This is a genomic window from Polaribacter sejongensis, assembly GCF_038024065.1.
Classification (GTDB): domain Bacteria; phylum Bacteroidota; class Bacteroidia; order Flavobacteriales; family Flavobacteriaceae; genus Polaribacter; species Polaribacter sejongensis.
Window position 1 is genome coordinate 39,193 of the sequence record NZ_CP150667.1, and the last position, 20,420, is coordinate 59,612.

Genomic DNA, 20,420 nt, shown 5'->3' on the forward strand with positions numbered 1-20,420 from the left:
GCTATTATTTGAAATTTATAGATTTTATTAAAAGATATTGGGTTACAATTCTATGAACGTTAAAAAGCATTAGTATTTATTTTTTCTGATATAAGTTATAGCTTTTTGTTTTGTATAAATAAAGAGGGTTTTGTACACTGTACAAAACCCTCTTTATTTTTTTAAAAAAATATTTGTTTCTATTTTTTAACAAAAGCAACACGTCTGTTATTTGCTTTTTCTTCTGCAGAACTATTACTGTTTAAAGGTTCTGCTTTTCCTTTACCAATAACGGTTAATCTTTCCGTTTCTATACCCTGTTCTACAATTGCTTCTTTTACAGCATTTGCTCTTTCTTCAGATAATTTTAAATTAATATCATCTGCACCGTCATTATCTGTATAGCCTATAATATCAAAATTCCAATCAGAATTATCTTTTAAGATTGTTACTATTTTATTAATGATACCTAGTGAAGGCTTTTTAATTTTTGCTTTTCCACTGTCAAAAATAATTCCGTTAGTTACATATTTTCCATCAGCAATAATTCTCTTATACATTTCTCCGCCTCCATGAGCAATTCTAACATTTTTTAAGGCGATATAAGGATGTACTTTTTTACTTCTAGTATGGCACAATAACTCTAAACCAAAAACGGTTGGTTTTACATCAAAATTTGGTAAGTTAGAAATTCTTTTAGAGTCGTAATACATTTTGTATTTTCCTTTATAATAAGATATTGAAATGTGATGCCATTCGTTTTGAGCTCCAATAGCAATGTTTTCAATTTTAAAATTACTGTTAGATGCCCAACCTGTTAATTTATCTGTATTTACATCAAACCTAACTTGTACATCTTCGGAATGAAATTTAGGCGTAAAATGAAGTTCTTGCGTCATCCACCAAATTTTTTCTTGTCTAAAGTTTGGAATTAAAAGATCATATTCTATGGTAAATTCATCACCTAGATAATCCGTGCTTTTAATTAATGGTGTAATTGTATTTCCGTCTTTAGACATTAATATGATTACTTTTTCTCCATTTAATTTTGCTACCTCTGCGTTTCCTTTTATCAAGTCCCAACGAGCTGGAAATTCGCCAACTTCTTCCGTTTTTAAATCATCATAAAAGATAACATCTTCTCCTGGTACAAAACGAAAGTTTCTCCATAAGTTAGGAGTATCGTTACTTATTAATTCATTATCTTCATCATCATTTTCTATGCTCTCATTATCAGCAGTGGTTTCTCCGTTAATCGTTTTATCAATTTTGTCTTCTGCACCTTTTACAAGTGCATCTTCAGCTTTCTTTTTAAGTTTTTTCCATAATTGAGCTTCACTATTTTCTGTAAAAGCAAAAATCATTAGTAATGTTAAAAATAAGGTAGTAGTTTTCTTCATAATCAATTTATAGTTGTTTTTTTTTATTTAGTCAAAATTACGCAAAAAACCTACACCTGTAAAATGCCCATATTAAATTTTTTTGTAATAGGAGCGTGGTTTGCAGCTTCAATACCCATAGAAACCCAATCTCTAGTTCTTAACGGGTTAATTACAGCGTCTGTCCATATTCTGGCAGCGGCATAATAAGGTGAAATCTGTTTGTCATAACGCGATTTTATTTTATCGAATAACTCAGCTTCTTTTTCTGGTGTTATTTCTTCTCCACGTTTTTTTAGGGATGCCGTTTCTATTTGTAGCAATACTTTAGCAGCAGAATTGCCACTCATTACTGCTAGTTCTGCACTTGGCCACGCAACAATTAACCTTGGGTCGTATGCTTTACCACACATGGCATAATTTCCTGCTCCGTAAGAATTACCAATAACAATTGTAAATTTTGGAACTACAGAATTACTTACTGCATTTACCATTTTTGCACCATCTTTTATAATTCCACCATGTTCAGATTTTGATCCGACCATAAAACCGGTAACATCTTGTAAGAAAACCAACGGTATTTTTTTCTGATTACAATTGGCTATAAAACGGGTAGATTTATCTGCGGAATCGTTATAGATAACGCCTCCAAATTGCATTTCTCCTTTTTGTGTTTTTACTAGTTTACGTTGATTGGCAACAATACCAACAGCCCAACCATCAATACGAGCGTAACCAGTAATAATTGTTTTTCCGTAGCCTTCTTTGTATTGTTCAAATTCTGAATTGTCTACCAAACGCTTTATGATTTCTAACATATCATATTGAGCGTTTCTTTCCTTCGGAAGGATTCCGAAAATATCATCTTCATTTTCTTTTGGCGGAAAAGCTTCGGTTTTACTAAAACCTGCTTTGTCATAATCACCAATTTTATCAATAATGAATTTTATTTTATCAAGCGCATCTTTATCGTCTTTTGCTTTGTAGTCTGTAACTCCAGAAATTTCGCAATGTGTAGTTGCGCCTCCTAAAGTTTCATTATCTATAGATTCGCCAATAGCTGCTTTAACAAGATAACTTCCAGCAAGAAAAATACTGGCAGTTTTATCTACAATCAAAGCTTCATCACTCATAATTGGTAAGTACGCACCACCTGCAACACAACTTCCCATAACAGCAGAAATTTGTGTTATTCCCATACTACTCATAATAGCGTTATTTCTAAAAATACGACCAAAATGTTCTTTGTCTGGAAAAATTTCATCCTGCAAAGGCAGATAAACACCCGCAGAATCTACTAAGTAAATAATAGGTAATCTATTTTCTATGGATATTTCTTGAGCTCGTAAATTCTTTTTTCCAGTAATAGGGAACCATGCACCTGCTTTTACAGTAGCATCGTTTGCTACCACTATACATTGCTTTCCTTTTACGTATCCCATTTTTACAACAACGCCTCCAGAAGGACAACCGCCATGTTCTGCATACATATCTTCACCTGCAAAAGCACCAATTTCTATTGATTTAGAATTGCTGTCAAGAAGATAATCAACTCTTTCTCTTGCGGTCATTTTACCTTTTTCATGCAGTTTGTCAATTCTTTTTTGACCACCACCTAATTTTACTTTGGCAAATCTTCTTTTTAGATCTGATGCTAACAATTTATTGTAATCTTCGTTTTTGTTGAAGTTGATATCCATCGAAATTTATTTCTTAATTTATGCTAATTTAAGAAATATTCTTTTGATTAAAATGATAAAAAAAAGAGGTGTACTAAAAAGGAGTTTTTTTGTCAATCTAAATTTATTTCAGATTCTTAGGATTACCTAACTTTAGTAAGTTTAGATACTGAAACAAGTTAAGTATGACAAGGTTTAAAACTTTTTTAGAAGACCTCTTTTTATTTTTAAAAAGCTGCTTTTATTTTCGCAATAAAGAAAAATGTCCTTTTTTAAGAATTGGCTTTTTCTCGGTATCAATAGGTGTTAGTTGTACAGAAAACCAATAGTCGTTAGAAGGAAGGAGTTTACCATTGTAGGTACCATCCCAACCGTCACTATTTATGGTTGTTTGTGCTACTAATGTACCATATCTGTTAAAGATATTAATAGTGCTGTTTGATTGATATAAGGTGGTATTAACTCCTTTTACAGCCCAAGTATTATTTTTTGCATCCCCGCCTGGAGTAAAGAATTTTGGAAACTGAATAACAGAAACCACTAGCTTAGAAGAACCACAACCATTTTTATTTTCAACAATTATTTTATAAATTCCGCCTTCTATATCTTCAAAAATATTACTGTCTTGAAAAGAGCGAATTGTCATTCCGTTTTCATCTTCTAATGCATATTGAAATTCTTCGTTAATTAAAGGATTTCTAGGAATGTCTATTCTGATGTTTAAATTAGAATTTATAATAGAAAGATCATCTATAATGGTAACAAAACTTTCTTCTAAATTATCGAAATCTGATTTATAAACGGTGATAGTTCTAGAACGAGAACAACTGTTTGTGGATGCTGTAACTGTATATTCTCCAGCATTACTAATATCTAAGTTTTTTGTACTTCCTAAATCATCTCCATTTTTATTGGTCCATTGGTAAGTGTATGTCTCATTAGGGTTTAATACATTTAATGTGTAAGGAATATTTTCTGCACAAATAATTATAGGTTCATTAGGTAATTCCCCTTCAACTGTAAATTCTGGAATCTTATTTACCTCTAAATAAAATTCACCAATTCCTTGACAATTGTTATTTGTAATACTGATTAATTTGTAAAAAATAGTTACAAGATTTCCAGCTGAATACGGGTGATTTTTGTTTCTATAGGTTGATAAATTTTGTGTTTCTGTAATTTCTTTTAAAGATCTTGTTCTAGCATCATCCGTTTCGTAAAATTCAATTTTCATATCAGAATCTGTAGAAATTTTACCTGGAATATTACTTATATCAAAAAAGGTAATTCCATCTGAATCGTCATTGTTTATAGTATCATTTCCTTCAGAATCTAGAAAATCATCACATTGAGAAATTGTGTCATTAAAAGTTTCATTAGGAGCGTAACTAACCATTAAATTAATTTTAGAAATAGCATAACAGCCTGTTGTGTTAGAAATTGTTCTTACCCAAGCTTCACCAGTAGTATCTACAAAATAACTTGTATTGTCTGCAACTTCGGATGTTCCATTTTCAGCATCCAGTTCTGTTGCATAATATTTAAAAGTTACACCTGTTTTGTTGGTAATGCTAATTTCTGCTTCCGTAAGGTTAAAAGTTGTTTGCAGGTCTGCATCGTTATCACATTGAAATAATTCTGCTGGATTATTTACAATAACAGGTTTTGGGTTTACCATTAAAACAATTGCATCAGAAGTTAAACCACATGTATTTCCTGTTTTACTTAAAACGACTCTGTATTGATAGTTGTCATAAGATAAAGGTGTATTTGTAATTTGTAATGAATTTGTAGTACTACCAGAATAAAAAGTATCGTCAGAGACTGTGTTCCATATTGTACCATCAGTAGAAAATTCCCATTCAAAATTATCTGCATTAGCATCTATAGTAACTGTTTCTGTATCACCTTCACAAAAAGTAACATCGTTAAATGTTGTTATAATAATAGGGGCAGAGGTTGTGTAATTGGCGTTAATAGGATTTATATATCCATCAGAGTTTTTAACCTTACCATTGGCATCAACTTCAAAAAGATTTGCAAATAATTTACCAGAACCATTTCCAGTAAAACCAGCTTCAATAACATCAAAACAATCATCACCATCAGAATCTGAATCAACAAAATTGAAAATCTTATCTTCATCTGTATCCGAAATTGTATAATTAAGTGACAATGTTTGTATAGAAGTATCATTTTCTAAAGCATCTGCCAATCCGTTTTGGTTGATGTCTTTAAAAACATCAATAACACCGTCGAAATTTAAGTCTAAATTATGTCCAGCTTCTGTGGAGTCGAAAATTCCATCATTATCAGAATCATAATCTAAGTAGTTTTTAACGCCATCTCCATCGGTATCTAAATTTGTTGAAATGGAATCAAAAATATCATCTAAACCATCAAGATTTGCGTCTACGTTTGATAAAGTAATATTTTGACCATAAGCGTCATATAAGTCCGGTATTCCGTCGTTATCAGAATCCAAATCGAACATATTTTCAATTCCGTCACCGTCTGAATCTAAAGAGAAACATGTTAAACCTAATGTTCCATTAAATGTAGAAATAGCACTGCTATTGTTATTATAATGTTCAAAAGTGATATTGTTAATTTGACTGGCTACAAATTGAAATGTACTTGTATTCCCTACTAAATTTGACTTAAACTTAAATTTAATAACTGATGATGAAAACTGCGTAAAATCATCTTCAAATTCATCATCAAAATTAGAGTCTACTAAAATCTGGTTGTCAGGATCTACTAATGTAATATTTTTATTTGCTTGAGATAATCTTAGGATAAAATATTCTTCAGAAGAAATAGTGTGATCTTTTGTAGTATTTTGAGTTAATTTAAAGTTGATATTATCATCAGTAAATGTTAAAGTGTATCTAGAGTTTGATATAGTACCAGTATTAGCCGTACTAACAAAATTACCATTTGCATCTCCACTAAAAGTGGTGTTTTCTGATGCTAAATTAGCTGTAATTGGAGTTAAATCTTCTTGTACAACTGGAGAACTAATATTTGTTAAATCGATGATTTTGTTTCCTAAAGATTCATCAATATTTAAAATTCCATCATTGTCTATATCAATATCTAAGTTGTCTATAATGCCGTCGTTATCATAATCATCAGGACAAATACTAACTGGGATTTCTACAGATTCAAAAGTTTTTAAGTTGAGCGGATCACAACCAATGGTACCAACTAATTTGTAGTTTCCTGGCTTAGTAGGTGTAATTTTAGGAGTAATAATTCCTGTTGAAACATTGTTGAAAAACCATTCAAAAGTATCAAATAAGTCAGAATTTGCAACTTGTAATTCTAAACCATTACCAAGACAGTTTCCTAAAGTAGCAATAGCTACATCAAATTTTATTTCAGGGTTAGAAGGAAAACCAGAAAAGAAACTACCAGAAGAAGCAGCACCGTTTTGGTTAAAATAAGCGCAATACAATTCTCCGCTACTTTCAATAGAAATATTACCTGTTAAATTGGTTACTTTATAGGTAACGTAATTTGGGTTTCCTTGTACATCATATGGTCCTGAAGTGCTATAGGTAGAAATAGGTTGAGCATTAATATTAACAGTAGCTCCTATGTTTGTAACAATAGTAATACCACCATCAAAAGCTGTAGCGCCGATATCTTCAATATTAGGAATATTATCTACTTTACCTCGGTTTTCACAACTTAAAGGCGGAACAAAAAATAAACCTTGATTTGCTTCACTTGTGTTTGCTCCAATTCCTTGATATGCAAAAACCGGATTCGAAGTTTTTACATACATATTCCCATTAGAATTGTACTCATTTCCTTCAATCAAATAATACTCTCCTGCATTTAAAGTTGTTTCAGCAGTAATATTCCCGTTAATAAAAATATCAGTATTATTTTCATGTGCAACAATTAATACATTTTCCCAACCATTAGAACCGTCACCTTTCACAAAAATATATTCAGAACCAATTTTATCTACTCCTACAATTTGGTCTATTCCATAATCTCTACCACTTCCATTATGAAAACTTCCGTTTGCAGAACCTATATTTACAACAATAGGTTTATCTGAAGTAATTAAAGTACCAATTAGACCATCTCTATTTATCGTGTTATCAAAAGAATTTGTAGCTACAACATAGCTTTCGCCTTCATTTAAAGTAACAGAAATTGGTAAACTCCCAGAATAATTTTTGATTAAAATTCCAGTTGGTAAATCATCAAAATCTACTGTTGTATTATCTTCTGTAGCCATCACAGAAATAAAATTTAAGTAATTGGTTTGAGGGTTTTGATTTGTAAACATTCCTGCTCTAAAAGTTGTTCCTAAAGCAGAAGCACCTTTACTAACCAATGCACCGGCTTGTGCACGAGAACCAGCTAAAACTCTTACAGAAACATACACAACATCACTAGCTTCAATTATATAGCCTTTATCGGAATGCACAATACTTGTTTGTCTTGAATCTACAAAAAGCTGACTGTTTCCTGTACCAATAGATATTTCTTTCGGAGAAGTATTAGTGATAATACCGGTAATAGGTGTAGTAGAACCAACTTGTGTAACTGTATAACTTACATTTTGATTGCTTGGAGTAGAAATATAAATATATTGTTCCTCAGGATTTGCATTTCCTACTTCAGCGTAAGTTAATGGCGGAATAAAATGCTTTCTACTTAATTGTGCATTTATATTTTGAAAAGTAATAAAACAGAAAAAAAGTAATAATACGTGGGGGAAACTTTTGCGCATTGTAATATTAAATTAAGTATTCTTATTATTAGTGGTTAAACAATTTTAACAACACAATAATTTAATGCCAAATTACAAAAGTTTATTGATTTTTTTTTATTTAATTATACTATTAATAGATTCTAATATGCTTATAAATCTCTCTTTTGTAGCAATCTGTAAGAAAGGTAAACAAATATGAATGTCCAGAAACAAACAATAAGAATAGAAGAAAAATGTACATCGTAACTTTTTGTGAAACTTTCTCCTATTTGGCTAGCTACAGACTTTACAGCACCTAATCTAGAAAAAGGTTCTTTTATTAAGTTTGATATAGCTTCTAGAGGTAAAAATTGCATAATAGCATCTACAGATTCACCTGTTTTGTCTGCATCTCTAAAAGTCCAAAATAAATATCCTTTAAACATACTTTCTGCTATAAGCCAAACTACCATAGCACCAACAGCAAAAGCAGAACGTTTTACTAAAATTCCAAAAAATAACCCCATAGAAAAGAAACCAACTAGTTTTATAAAAAAAGCTAATAAGTAGACTAGATCTGTAGTGATTATAGAAAATTCATTGTAATCTGAATATATCAGACCTAAAATTAAAGAGACAACAAATACAAAAATGGTTGAAATTAAAGCAAATACAACTACTGTATAAAATTTAGAGAGTATAAATTCTTTTTTACTTAAACCGTCAATTAAATTTTGCTTTAACGTTTTGTAACTATACTCATTAGCCATCATAGAAACAATAACCAAGAGTAAGAAAAACTTTAAAATTGAAGCCACGTAAGTATTAAAATGCCAGATGTATGGAAAATTAAAAATACCCATATCTGCTAAATGGAATTTTATTGGACCAATATCAAATTTTATCACTGCAATTAATGCAATAGAGGTAAGTAGGCCAAAGTAAATAAGTGATAATACTTTACTGGCACTGTTGTGTTTTAATTTATGAAATTCTATAGTAAGTAGTCTTAACATGACTTTGTAGTTTAAAAGGTGATTAATTGTTGTTGGTTAGATCTAAGAATTGTTGCTCTAAACTAGGTTTACGTTTTACCAAGTGAGATAGAATAATCCCTTTTTTAAATAGAAATTCATTTATTTCTGTTGATGAGATTTCGCTATTTAAAGTAGCAACTATGGTTTCGTGATCTTTACTAATTTTACCAATTGCAGGATGCTCTTCTAAAATAGTCATTAATTTATCTTCGTTCGTTTCTACTTTTAACTCGAACAAACCATTAGAAGCTGTCATTTCATCTACACGACCTGCGTATAATTTTACACCTTTTCTTATAACCACTACGTGAGAACATACTTTTTCTACTTCGTCTAATAGGTGGGAAGCTAATAAAATAGTGGTTCCGTTTGCTGCAATATTTTGTATAATCTGACGAATTTCATGAATACCTTGCGGATCTAAACCATTTGTAGGTTCGTCTAAAATTAAAATTTCCGGATCATTTAATAGGGCAGAAGCAATAGCTAAACGTTGTTTCATCCCTAAAGAAAACGTACTAAACTTGCTATCTCTCCGGTCAAAAAGATTTACGGTTGCAAGTTTCTCGTTTATTTTTTCTGTTGATATTTCTTTTATCTTACAAATTAAAGCTAAGTTCTGAGTAGCTGTCATGTAAGGATAAAAATTAGGTCGCTCTATAATTGCACCTACTTTTTTTAAGGCTTGATGTGTAGTTAGTTTTCCGTCAAACCAAGAAAATTCTCCAGAAGTTCTGTTTACAACATTTAAGATAATTCCTAAAGTGGTAGATTTTCCACTTCCATTAGGACCTAAAATTCCGTAGACATTTCCTCTCTCTATATCAAAAGAAAGATTGTTTACTGCGTGAACTTTTCCGTATTTTTTATCGAGATTTTTTAGTGATAAGATAGTTTCCAAAGAAATTGATTTAGTCGATTATGTTTGTAAGACGACTAATTTACAATTTTGTTACGGGAAATTTTGGTAATTGTTGAAATGTGTAAAAGTGTAATTGTTAAAACTAGATGCTTAATAATTATTGTAAGTGTAATTTTAAACACAGTTACACAAATAAACGCTTAAACAATTACACATATTTCCTAATATTCAGTAAAGTCGTAATCATCATCAAAATGACCAAACTCATCATCAATGTCTTCTTCATCACCAAAACCATCGTCTAATTTTTCTGCAATAAATTCTTTTTCTGGTGCTTCACTAGGTATTTCTCCAACAGTTAAAATAATTTGTGGTAAATCACCTTTTTTATCAGCCGAAACCTCAATAACTTCAACGTAGAAAGTCCACATTTTTAAGAAATCGTACACATAAATTAGTTTATCACCTTCTTGGGGTAACGTCTCATTTAAAATACAAGTCTGCATAGAAACACCTTCGCCAATCTCTTCCATATTAAACAACGGAATTTCTTCACCTTGGTTCCACTCATCATCGGTTTTATAAAAAGAAGCCATTTCTTGACCTCCAAAACCAAAAGACTTTGCAATTGTTGCATGTAAATCTTCTAAGTTTAAGTTGTCATCAACTAAAATAGTTCTGATTACATCTTCTTTTGTGTCTAAAATTATGCGTATTTTGTACATGAAATGGTTTCGTTTTTCTGCTGCAAAAATACAAAATTTTATATGTACTTTTACCATATAAAACGAATGATATGGATACAGTTGCTATTTTAAAAGCATTTAACGAGAGTTCTAAAAACACATTAATGGAAACTCTTGATATTGAATATGTTGCTCTTGGTGATGATTTTTTAACTGCAAAAATGCCTGTGAACTCTAGGGTGCATCAACCTTACGGACAATTACATGGTGGCGCAACTGCGGCTTTGGCAGAAAGTGTGGGTAGTGCAGCGTCTAATTTTTTTATAGATAGTAAAACGCAGTTTGTAAACGGAATTCAGTTGTCTATAAATCATATAAAAAGCAAAAGAGAAGGAGTGGTTTTTGCTACTGCAAAGAACATTCATAAAGGTAAAACAACGCATTTGTGGGAGGTTAGAATTGTTGACGAAAATGACGATTTAATTTCCGTAGCAAAAATGACCAATATTGTTTTAACTAAGAGATCATAAATACAACACATTGAATATTATTTTTAATAAAATTGAAGAAAATTACAAAAGAAACATCCCTTTTGTAGTTTATAGAAAACCGAATACAGAATCCGTTAATGGATTTTTTATGAAGGATGATACATTGCATTTTACAACTCAATTTAAAGAAACCGGATTTGTTTTTGCGCCTTTTAATGCTGATGAAAAAGCGGTTTTATTTCCTTTAGAAAAATCAGAATTTATTCATGAAAATATTTTAATTGAAGAAAATTTATCTCTTAATGATACTGTATCAAGCGAGGTAAGTTCTGATAAAGAAAAACATCTTCATTTGGTAGAAAAAGCGCTAGATGAAATAAATAATAACGAGCTTATTAAAGTTGTAGTCTCTAGAAAAGAAGAAATTCAATTAGATGAATTTGATGTGCTACTTACTTTTAAAAAAATATTAAATACCTATGCAAATGCATTTGTATATGTTTGGTTTCATCCAAAAGTAGGTTTGTGGTTTGGAGCCACTCCAGAAACACTTTTAAATATTACCGGAAATACTTTTAAAACGATGTCTTTAGCAGGTACTCAAGTTTATGTAGATACCGAGGAGGTTGTTTGGAGAGGTAAAGAATTAGATGAGCAGCAATTAGTTACAGATTTTATTGAAAGTCAATTAAAACCAATTTCTACCAATCTTAAAATTGATAAGACAGAAACGGTAAGAGCTGGGAATTTGTTGCATTTAAGAAGTAGTGTAGAAGGTGAGTTGAGGTTTACGTCCAATTTAAAAACATTAATTAGAGGCTTGCACCCAACACCTGCTGTTTGTGGCCTTCCAAGAGAAAAAGCTGAAGAGTTTATCTATAAACATGAAAACTATAAAAGAACATTTTATAGCGGTTTTTTAGGAGAACTAAATATTGAAAATAATAGTTCTTCTCTTTTTGTAAACTTAAGATGTATGAGTGTAGCAGATAAAATAGCTTCTATATATGTTGGTGGCGGAATTACAAAAGATAGTTCAGCAAAAAAAGAGTGGGAGGAAACTGTTGCTAAAACTAAGACAATTAAAAAAATACTTTAATTTACTGAATAGTAACCCTGAAAGGGTTTCAAACCCTTTTAGGGGTATATAAACCAAATATAGTTTAAACAAAAATCAAAAAACCGCAAATAGTAAATTTGCGGTTTTTCTTTTTGTGTAAAACTTGAAATAAAATATTTTTAACGTACTTATTTATTCCTATTTGGTATTCTCAATTAAGCAAATACAAAAATAGTTTAAGACTGTTATATATCGTCAAAAGAAACATTTGTAAAACTCTCTGTAGATTTTACTTCTTCAGTAGTTTCAGTTCCTTCTTCCTTTTTAAAATCTTTTTGGTGACGCTCACTAATTACTTCGCTCCCTTTTTCATTTAAAATGTAGTCGGTTGCTTTACCTAACATTTCTTGAAAATCGGTAAAATCTTCTTTATATAAGTAAATTTTGTGCTTTTGGTAATGGAAAGATCCATCATCATGTGTAAACTTTTTGCTCTCCGTAACAGTTAAGTAGTAATCATCTGCTTTTGTTGCTCTTACATCAAAAAAGTAAGTTCTTCTTCCTGCTCTTAATACTTGTGAAAAAATTTCTTCCTGTTCAACTCTCTCTGCTCTCTCTGCCATAATTCTTGTAAAATAGTAATTATAATATTTTTTTTATACTTAACAAATCTAACAAAATATTTTATGTAGCAAGGTTAAACATTAAATTTCTTTTTCTAAAAGTTGTTGGTCATACAAATCTTTGTAATAACCGTCTATGTTTATTAGTTGATTATGAGTTCCTTGTTGTATAATTTCTCCTTGATCTAAAACAATAATTTTATCGGCATTTTTGGCCGAAGAGATTCTGTGACTAATTATAAAAGTGGTAATATTTTTTGATATTCTCTCTAAATTTGAAAGGATTTTTTCTTCAGTTTCTGTGTCTACAGCAGACAAGCAATCATCAAAAATTAAAATTTTAGGTTTCTTTATTATTGCTCTTGCAATAGAAACACGCTGCTTTTGTCCACCAGAAAGCGTTACACCACGTTCCCCTAAAACGGTTTTGTATCCGTTAGGGAAATCGATAATATTTTTATGTACATCTGCATTTTTGGCTGCAGCAATAATCTCTTCTTGTGTAGCGTCTTCTTTACCAAATTTAATATTGTCTTCTATGCTTTCAGAAAACAAAAATGGATCTTGTGGGACAAAACCAATCTGACTTCTAACAGCATCTAAATTAGCCTCTTTAATAGGGATATCATCTAATAAAATAGTTCCTGTTTTAGTGTCATACAACCTAGAAATTAATTCTATAATAGTAGATTTCCCAGAACCTGTTTTACCTAAAATAGCGATGGTTTCCCCAGATTTAACAGAGATGTTAATATTTTTTAGAGCAGTTATATTAGTATCATCATACGTAAAAGTAACATCTTTAAAAGTAACATTTCCTTTTAACTCTATTGGTAAATTGCTGTTATTTTGTATTTCTGGTACATGCTGTAAAAACTCATTAATTCTAGCTTGTGAAGCTTCTGCTTGCTGTACCATAGAGGTAACCCAACCTACAACAGCTACGGGCCAAGTTAAGATATTTACATAAAGCATAAACTCTATAATGGTCCCTATTTGTATTTCGTTTTCTATATATAATTGACCTCCAACATATAAAACTAATAAGTTACTAATACCAATTAAAAAGACCATCAACGGAAAAAATAACGCATTTGCTTTTTGAAGATGGATGTTCTTTTCCTTACTTTCATCTGCAATTTTATCGAAGTCTTTTATAATGGATGCTTCAATTCCGTAAGATTTAACCACATTAATTCCTGAGAAAAACTCTTGATTAAAAGTGGTTAATTTTGATAAATATTGCTGAACAATTGTACTTCTTTTATGTATTACTTTACTTAAAACGAATATTGAAATCGATAATAAAGGAAAAGGAATTAAAGTGTACATGGTTAACTCCACATCAATACTCATCATTTGAGTAAAACCAACAACCAATAAAACAATCATATTAATAGTATACATTACTGCAGGTCCTACATACATTCTAACTTTAGAAACATCTTCAGAAATACGATTCATTAAATCTCCTGTTCTGTTTTTTTTGTAAAAATTAAGAGATAACCTTTGGTATTGTTGATAAATCTCGTTTTTTAAATCGAATTCTATCAACCTAGAAGTAACAATAATGGTTTGTCTCATTAAAAAAGTGAAAAATCCAGATAATATAGCGACACCAATAATTAGAAGTACGTTTATTAATAATTGATGCTGTACGTCTTCTAAATTAGTAACGGTTCCGTTTTGGTAATCTTCAACAATGTTTAAAGAGTCTCCTACTATTTGAGGTATTTTTAAAGCTAAAAATTTGGCTAAAACAGTTATTAATAAACCTATTAATAATCGCCATTTATATTTAGAAAAGTATTTGTTTACGTGTCTTAGTTCCTTCAATGAATATTGAATTTTTAAAAAAATAAAATTACAATAATTATAATATCTATAAATTATTTTTTTGTTAAATAAGTAAAAATGCAAAGATACAAGATTCAGGATAGAATTAATTCTTAAAAAAGAATAAAAAGGTAGTCGAATAAAAGTAAAATAACACTATTTTTGCACCCAAATTTATATATAAGTTCTTTAGAAAATGATTAACAGGAGACATATTCGAGTTAAAGTAATGCAATCTGTGTACGCTATGTTACATTCTTATAATGATGATATCATTAAAGAGGAAAAATTTTTAAAACATAGTATTTTAAAAATGTACGATTTGTACGTTTTAAACCTACAGTTATTGGTAGAAGTACAAAAATTAGCAGCTAAAAAAATAGCACTTTCTAAAAAGAAAATTCTTGCTACCAAAGAAGATTTAAACCCAAACAACAAATTTTTAAACAATAGACTGATAAATACCATCGCAGAAAGCGTAAGTATAGAAGGTTATGTTGAATTAAATGATGTAAATAACTGGGAAGAAAATGATGAGTATGTAAAAATTATTTTTGAGAAATTGCAAAATAGCGATTTGTATAAAAAATATTTAGCTACTGAAGAAGATTCTTATAAAGTAGACAAAGCTTTTGTAATTGATTTCTTTAAAGAAATTATTGCACCAAATGAAAAATTAGGAGAATATTTTGAAGACACTATGATTTCTTGGTCTGATGATATTCCTTTTGTAAATACTTGGGTTGTAAAAACATTAAGTAAGCAGAAAGATAATACTATTTTTGTTTTAGGTAAATTATATAAAGACAAGGATGATGAAGATTTTGTATCTAAAATGTTTAAGAAAACAGTTTTAAATAATACAGAGTATGAATCTATTATTGAAGAAAAAACACCAAACTGGGAAACAGATAGAATTGCCGATATAGATATGATTCTAATTAAAATGGCAATTGCAGAGTTTTTTAATTTCCATTCTATACCAACCAGAGTTACTATTAATGAATATATAGAAATATCTAAAGATTATTCTACAGAAAAGAGTAGCTACTTTATTAATGGAGTTTTAGATAAAATTTCTAAAGAATTTATAGAAAGTAAAAGAATTGTTAAAATAGGTAGAGGATTGCTTTAAACTATTGTTTTAGGTAATTAATTTATTATTTTTACGCAAAATTAAATCATAATGAAAAAAATAACAATTTTATTAGCATTTGTAATTACAGCATCTTTCTTTACAGCTTGTAAAGACGGAGGAAGTGCCGTTAAAAAAGTAAACCAAGAAAATTTAGATAACGCTGCATCTAGAGATAATGAAATTAAAAAAGGAACAGCTTTAATTTCATTAGATAAAACAATCTATGATTTTGGTACTGTAAATGAAGGAGATTTGGTAGAAACTAGTTTTGTGGTTACCAACTCTGGAAAAACAGACTTAGTAATTACAAACGCACAAGGTTCTTGTGGTTGTACAGTTCCTACTTGGCCAAAAGCACCAATTAAACCAGGAGAAACGGGTACTGTTGATGTGAAGTTTAATACAAACGGTAGACCAAATAGACAACAGAAAACAGTAACCTTAACAACAAACACAGAAGCTGGTAGACAGGTTTTAACAATTAAAGGTTCTGTAACACCAAAAGCAAAATAAAAAAATATGTATACTGTAATATTTTTACAAGAAGGAATGAGTGGTAGTTTAATGAGCATGTTGCCTTTTTTAGCAATTATTGTTGTGTTTTATTTTTTTATGATAAGACCACAAATGAATCGTCAGAAAAAAGAAAAAGCTTTTCAATCTGAAATTAAAAAAGGAGCAAAAGTGGTTACTTCTAGTGGTATTCATGGTAAAATAGCTGAAATTAATGAAGCGGAAGGTACCGTAACTATAGAAACTGGAGCAGGGAAAATTAAGTTTGAACGTTCTGCTGTTTCTATGGAATTAACAAACAAAAAATTAGCACCAGCTAAAAAATAAATAGTTAGTTAATTAAAATATTAAGTGAGCTATGTCTTTTTAGATACAGCTCACTTTTTTGTTAACAAGCTTTTGTGTAGATTGCATTAAAATTGATTTACTACCTTGATAAAGAATAGAAAAATAACGAAAAGTTTTATTAGTTTTTTAATAGCCTCTATTTTAATGTGGTTTTTAATTACGCTTTCTAAAGAATATACCACTAGTCTCACTTTTTCTGTAAACTATAAAAATATTCCTCAAGATAAATTATTAGAAAATAAGCCTACAAAAGAAATAGATATCATTGTAAAATCTACTGGTTTTAATATTATAAGATCTGGTTTTGGTGATAAAACAATTACCCTAAATGCTAATAGTTTGCGTAAAAAATCTTCTGGGAGCTATTATTTTTTAACAAAAAACCAAGTTAACACGATTCAAAAACAATTGCATTCTGGCATTGAATTACAACAAATTGTGTTGGATACTATTTATTTAGATATTGGTACTTTAACTTCTAAAAAAGTGCCTTTAAAACCAAATTTAGATATTAAATATCAAATTGGTTATGATATTTTAGAGCCAGTAAGTGTAGAACCAGATAGTATCTTAATCTCAGGTCCAGAAGCACAAGTAAAGAACATAACTTCCATAGATTTAAAAGTAATAAAATTAGAGAATGTTAGAGAAGATTTTTCTAAAGATGTTGAAATTGTGTTGCCTAAAAACTCTGGTAACGTTAAGTTTAATGCTAAATTTACAACCATTAGTGGTAAAGTAGAGAAGTTTACAGAGGGTACTTTAGAAGTTCCCTTTACAATAAAAAACCTTCCAAGAGGAGTAGATTTAACGATACTTAATAAAACTGTAGAAATAGTTTATGTAGTAGGCCTTTCTAACTTTAATAAAATTGATAAAAACTTTTTTGAGGTAGTTTGTGATTATAATCTTTCTAAAGATAATAACCTGGGGTATTTGTTGCCTAAAGTAATAGGAAAACCAGATTATGTTAAAAGTTTTAAAGTGATACCTAATAAAATAGATTTTTTAATTCAGAAATAAAATGGTTGTAGGTTTAACAGGTGGTATAGGAAGCGGTAAAACTACAGTAGCTACTATTTTTGCCAATTTTAATACGGTTGCTATTTACAATGCAGATCTTGAAGCTAAAAAGTTAATGAACACCTCTCCAATAATAAAGTCTAAAATTATTGAAGAATTTGGAGATGAATCTTACCTAGATAATCAATTAAACCGACCTTTTATAGCGAACCTTGTTTTTAAGGATAAAAGTAAATTAGCAGCGTTAAACGGAATTGTACATCCCGAAGTAAAAAATCACTTTAATGAATTTGTAAAGTTACATGCAGATAAAGAGTATATTTTATATGAAAATGCAATTCTTTTTGAAAGTAAAAGCAATCTAAAATGCGATATTATTATATCTGTTTACGCACCTCTTAACATTCGAATAGAAAGAACAATGCTAAGAGATAACACTTCTAAAATAGCGGTAGAAAACAGAATAAAAAACCAATGGTTAGAAGATAAAAAGTTACTACAATCTAACTATGTTATTACCAATTTAAGTAAAGAAAATACTCATTTTCAGGTTCTTAAAATCCATAATATTTTAACAAAAAAGGAGGTCTCAATTTAATTTTATTCAATAGGATTGTTAAAAGAGTCTTAAATTTAAAGTAAAGTTGTTAATTTAGGTTAAAAACAATAAAATCAACTTTTGAAAGCCGTAACTTTGATGTATGGGTAAGAAAATGTTTGTTCTTATTGTGGTTTTAATGAGCATTTCCTTGATAGGAATTATTGCTGTGCAGTTGTTTTGGATAAACAATGCAGTTGAAAGCAGAAATGAGCAATTTAAGAATGATATTCAAAAATCTTTGGGTAATGTAACTCAAAGAATAAATGATAAAGAGGAAGCTTTTTTTGATAAAAAAATGGAAGATTTCTTTGATAACGTTGGTTTGGCTAACGACGCTCAAATAAGAAATTATTTGTTTCAAGAAATAGATACTATTACGAAAGAGCGTTTTTCTATAGGGACTACTTATTTAGAAGAAAATTTTAAACTACCAACAGAGTTTTTAGACAATGATTCTATCATAGTAAAAAGAGTTACTGGCAAACAAGATTTTTTTCATTCAAGATTAATTAAAGGAGTAGACAATGCTTTTTCTTCTACAGATGAAAACAGATACTCTTTTACTAAAAGATTTAAGAAAATAGAAAATGCTTATAATTCGGCATATTTTGAAGATTATAAAAAAATTACTCCTCTTCATCAAAGAATAAGTAATAACGATTTAAATAATACGATTAAGGAAGAATTAGAAAAACGAAATGTATATTTAGATTTTAAATATGGTGTTTATAGTAAAGATGGTTTAGCTACAAAACTAAAATCTGGATATTATACTATAAACAAAAAAGAAAGCTATCCGTATCCTCTTTTTTTTAATGAAAATGGGGACGTTGAGTATGAGTTGTATGTAACTTTTCCGTCTAAAGATAAACACATACTTTCTGGTCTTTCGGGTATTTTAATACTTTCATTGTCCTTTATTTTTATCATTATTATCGCTTTTTCTAGTTCATTATATCAATTAATTAGACAGAAAAAAATATCAGAAATAAAAACTGATTTTATAAATAATATGACGCATGAGTTTAAAACACCAATTGCTACCATTAACCTTGCTTTAGACTCTATCAAGAATCCAAAGATTATTAATGATAACGAAAAAGTGTTGCGTTATGTAAAAATGATTAGAGATGAGAATAAAAGAATGCACTCTCAAGTAGAGAATGTCTTAAGAATATCTAGGTTAGAAAAAAATCAGTTAGATATTAGTAAGGAAACTATTGATATGCACGACACAATAGAAGATGCAATTACACATGTAAGTTTATTAATAGCTGATAGAAAAGGGACTATAAATACACATTTTGAAGCAATTATAACAGAAATTCCTGGTAACGAATTTCATTTAACAAATATAATTGTTAACATATTAGAAAATGGTTTAAAATATTCTGAAGGTGCACCTAAAATTAATGTGTACACAGAAAGTGCTAATAAATTCTTTATCTTTAAAATAAAAGATGAAGGAATAGGAATGAGTAAAGCGGTTCAAAAACAAGTTTTTGATAAGTTTTATAGAGAACAAAAAGGAAACATACATGATGTAAAAGGCCATGGACTTGGTTTAGCATATGTAAAAGAGATTGTAGAAAAACATCATGGTACTGTTTTTGTAGAAAGTGAGAAAGGAAAAGGAAGTACGTTTACAGTAAAATTACCTTTAATTTAAAAACATAACAATGGGAAGTAAAAAAATTTTATTAGTTGAAGATGATCCAAATTTTGGAACAGTCTTAAAAGATTATTTAGCATTAAATGATTATAATGTAACACACGCTAAAGATGGTATAGAAGGTTTAATCATGTTTAAAAACAGCGATTATGACTTATGTATATTAGATGTAATGATGCCTCGTAAAGATGGTTTTTCTTTAGCACAAGATATTAGAACTACCAATAAAGAGGTGCCTATTATTTTCTTAACAGCAAAAACTTTAAAAGAAGATGTTTTAAAAGGATATGCAGTTGGTGCAGATGATTATTTAAACAAACCATTTGATTCGGAAGTATTATTGCATAAAATTAAAGCAATTTTACAGCGTAAAGACACCGATAAAACTGCAGAATCAGAGCAATTCGAATTTGTTATTGGAGGCTTTTTCTTCAATTCTAAATTAAGACATTTATCTATTGGTGAAAATGGAGAACCTATAAAGTTATCTCCAAAAGAAAGTAAATTGTTGCGTATGTTGGCAATTCATAAAAATGATTTAATGCCAAGAGAATTAGCATTGACAAAAATATGGAGAGATGACAATTATTTTACATCTAGAAGTATGGATGTTTATATTGCAAAACTTCGTAAATACCTAAAACCAGATGAACATGTAGAAATTTTAAATATACATGGTGAAGGATTTAGAATGGTAGATAAATCTTAAATAAAAATAAGTTTCCCAGAAATAAAAAACTCAACATGATTGGTTATCAGGTTGAGTTTTTGTATAT

The 20,420-nt window shown here is 29.5% G+C and carries 17 protein-coding genes; 9 read left to right on the forward strand and 8 right to left on the reverse strand.

The window, feature by feature from the left end; translation table 11 throughout:
* Positions 1-179: 179 nt before the first annotated feature.
* From WHD08_RS00175 to WHD08_RS00200, 6 genes are all read right to left on the reverse strand, one after another.
* Positions 180-1,379, reverse strand: a complete 1,200-nt coding sequence (locus tag WHD08_RS00175; protein WP_208889710.1) for an OmpA family protein — start codon at positions 1,377-1,379, stop codon at positions 180-182.
* Positions 1,380-1,429: 50 nt separating this feature from the next.
* A complete protein-coding gene (locus tag WHD08_RS00180; protein WP_208889709.1) occupies positions 1,430-3,058 on the reverse strand; it encodes an acyl-CoA carboxylase subunit beta in 1,629 nt (542 codons plus the stop codon).
* Between the two features lie 220 nt (positions 3,059-3,278).
* Entirely contained in the window at positions 3,279-7,793 is a 4,515-nt protein-coding gene (locus WHD08_RS00185) for a T9SS type B sorting domain-containing protein (RefSeq protein WP_208889708.1), read from the reverse strand.
* A gap of 131 nt (positions 7,794-7,924) precedes the next feature.
* Complete coding sequence (locus WHD08_RS00190) at positions 7,925-8,770, reverse strand: ABC transporter permease (RefSeq protein WP_165730612.1); 846 nt, start codon at positions 8,768-8,770, stop codon at positions 7,925-7,927.
* A 22-nt stretch (positions 8,771-8,792) separates the two neighbouring features.
* Entirely contained in the window at positions 8,793-9,692 is a 900-nt protein-coding gene (locus WHD08_RS00195; RefSeq protein WP_208889707.1) for an ABC transporter ATP-binding protein, read from the reverse strand.
* Positions 9,693-9,874: 182 nt separating this feature from the next.
* Positions 9,875-10,378: an IS1096 element passenger TnpR family protein gene (locus WHD08_RS00200; protein WP_208889706.1), complete on the reverse strand. Its 504-nt coding sequence runs from the start codon at positions 10,376-10,378 to the stop codon at positions 9,875-9,877.
* Between the two features lie 71 nt (positions 10,379-10,449).
* Between WHD08_RS00200 and WHD08_RS00205 the strand changes: the two genes are divergently transcribed.
* A complete protein-coding gene (locus WHD08_RS00205; RefSeq protein ID WP_208889705.1) occupies positions 10,450-10,869 on the forward strand; it encodes a PaaI family thioesterase in 420 nt (139 codons plus the stop codon).
* 10 nt (positions 10,870-10,879) lie between these two features.
* A complete protein-coding gene (locus WHD08_RS00210; protein WP_244183278.1) occupies positions 10,880-11,929 on the forward strand; it encodes a chorismate-binding protein in 1,050 nt (349 codons plus the stop codon).
* 206 nt (positions 11,930-12,135) lie between these two features.
* Here WHD08_RS00210 and WHD08_RS00215 read toward each other — a convergent pair whose 3' ends face one another.
* Positions 12,136-12,513 (reverse strand): PUR family DNA/RNA-binding protein, encoded by a 378-nt coding sequence (locus WHD08_RS00215; RefSeq protein WP_165730620.1) that lies wholly within the window; start codon positions 12,511-12,513, stop codon positions 12,136-12,138.
* A gap of 81 nt (positions 12,514-12,594) precedes the next feature.
* On the reverse strand, positions 12,595-14,349 hold the full coding sequence (locus WHD08_RS00220; RefSeq protein ID WP_208889704.1) for an ABC transporter ATP-binding protein: 1,755 nt from the start codon (positions 14,347-14,349) through the stop codon (positions 12,595-12,597).
* A gap of 196 nt (positions 14,350-14,545) precedes the next feature.
* Here WHD08_RS00220 and nusB point away from each other — a divergent pair, with 196 nt between their 5' ends.
* From nusB to WHD08_RS00255, 7 genes are all read left to right on the forward strand, one after another.
* Complete coding sequence (nusB, locus tag WHD08_RS00225) at positions 14,546-15,484, forward strand: transcription antitermination factor NusB (protein ID WP_165730624.1); 939 nt, start codon at positions 14,546-14,548, stop codon at positions 15,482-15,484.
* Between the two features lie 51 nt (positions 15,485-15,535).
* Complete coding sequence (locus WHD08_RS00230) at positions 15,536-16,000, forward strand: DUF1573 domain-containing protein (protein ID WP_165730626.1); 465 nt, start codon at positions 15,536-15,538, stop codon at positions 15,998-16,000.
* 6 nt (positions 16,001-16,006) lie between these two features.
* Positions 16,007-16,327, forward strand: coding sequence for a preprotein translocase subunit YajC (gene yajC, locus WHD08_RS00235; protein ID WP_165730628.1), 321 nt, complete (start codon positions 16,007-16,009; stop codon positions 16,325-16,327).
* 165 nt (positions 16,328-16,492) lie between these two features.
* Positions 16,493-17,371, forward strand: coding sequence for a CdaR family protein (locus WHD08_RS00240; RefSeq protein ID WP_240915412.1), 879 nt, complete (start codon positions 16,493-16,495; stop codon positions 17,369-17,371).
* A 1-nt stretch (position 17,372) separates the two neighbouring features.
* On the forward strand, positions 17,373-17,969 hold the full coding sequence (gene coaE, locus WHD08_RS00245) for a dephospho-CoA kinase (protein WP_208889703.1): 597 nt from the start codon (positions 17,373-17,375) through the stop codon (positions 17,967-17,969).
* A 103-nt stretch (positions 17,970-18,072) separates the two neighbouring features.
* Positions 18,073-19,641: a sensor histidine kinase gene (locus tag WHD08_RS00250; protein ID WP_165730634.1), complete on the forward strand. Its 1,569-nt coding sequence runs from the start codon at positions 18,073-18,075 to the stop codon at positions 19,639-19,641.
* Positions 19,642-19,651: 10 nt separating this feature from the next.
* The gene (locus WHD08_RS00255; protein ID WP_165730636.1) at positions 19,652-20,353 is read left to right on the forward strand and encodes a response regulator transcription factor; all 702 of its coding nucleotides are present in this window, start codon (positions 19,652-19,654) and stop codon (positions 20,351-20,353) included.
* Positions 20,354-20,420: the final 67 nt, after the last annotated feature.

Bases quoted from the DNA above. Each gene is read 5' to 3' on its own strand.
- WHD08_RS00200 (WP_208889706.1), bottom strand. From the start codon at position 10,378: ATGTACAAAATACGCATAATTTTAGACACAAAAGAAGATGTAATCAGA.
- WHD08_RS00230 (WP_165730626.1), top strand. From the start codon at position 15,536: ATGAAAAAAATAACAATTTTATTAGCATTTGTAATTACAGCATCTTTC.
- WHD08_RS00255 (WP_165730636.1), top strand. From the start codon at position 19,652: ATGGGAAGTAAAAAAATTTTATTAGTTGAAGATGATCCAAATTTTGGA.
- WHD08_RS00180 (WP_208889709.1), bottom strand. From the start codon at position 3,058: ATGGATATCAACTTCAACAAAAACGAAGATTACAATAAATTGTTAGCA.
- coaE (WP_208889703.1), top strand. From the start codon at position 17,373: ATGGTTGTAGGTTTAACAGGTGGTATAGGAAGCGGTAAAACTACAGTA.
- WHD08_RS00205 (WP_208889705.1), top strand. From the start codon at position 10,450: ATGGATACAGTTGCTATTTTAAAAGCATTTAACGAGAGTTCTAAAAAC.
- WHD08_RS00215 (WP_165730620.1), bottom strand. From the start codon at position 12,513: ATGGCAGAGAGAGCAGAGAGAGTTGAACAGGAAGAAATTTTTTCACAA.
- WHD08_RS00190 (WP_165730612.1), bottom strand. From the start codon at position 8,770: ATGTTAAGACTACTTACTATAGAATTTCATAAATTAAAACACAACAGT.
- WHD08_RS00185 (WP_208889708.1), bottom strand. From the start codon at position 7,793: ATGCGCAAAAGTTTCCCCCACGTATTATTACTTTTTTTCTGTTTTATT.
- WHD08_RS00250 (WP_165730634.1), top strand. From the start codon at position 18,073: ATGGGTAAGAAAATGTTTGTTCTTATTGTGGTTTTAATGAGCATTTCC.
- yajC (WP_165730628.1), top strand. From the start codon at position 16,007: ATGTATACTGTAATATTTTTACAAGAAGGAATGAGTGGTAGTTTAATG.
- WHD08_RS00175 (WP_208889710.1), bottom strand. From the start codon at position 1,379: ATGAAGAAAACTACTACCTTATTTTTAACATTACTAATGATTTTTGCT.
- WHD08_RS00240 (WP_240915412.1), top strand. From the start codon at position 16,493: ATGTGGTTTTTAATTACGCTTTCTAAAGAATATACCACTAGTCTCACT.
- nusB (WP_165730624.1), top strand. From the start codon at position 14,546: ATGATTAACAGGAGACATATTCGAGTTAAAGTAATGCAATCTGTGTAC.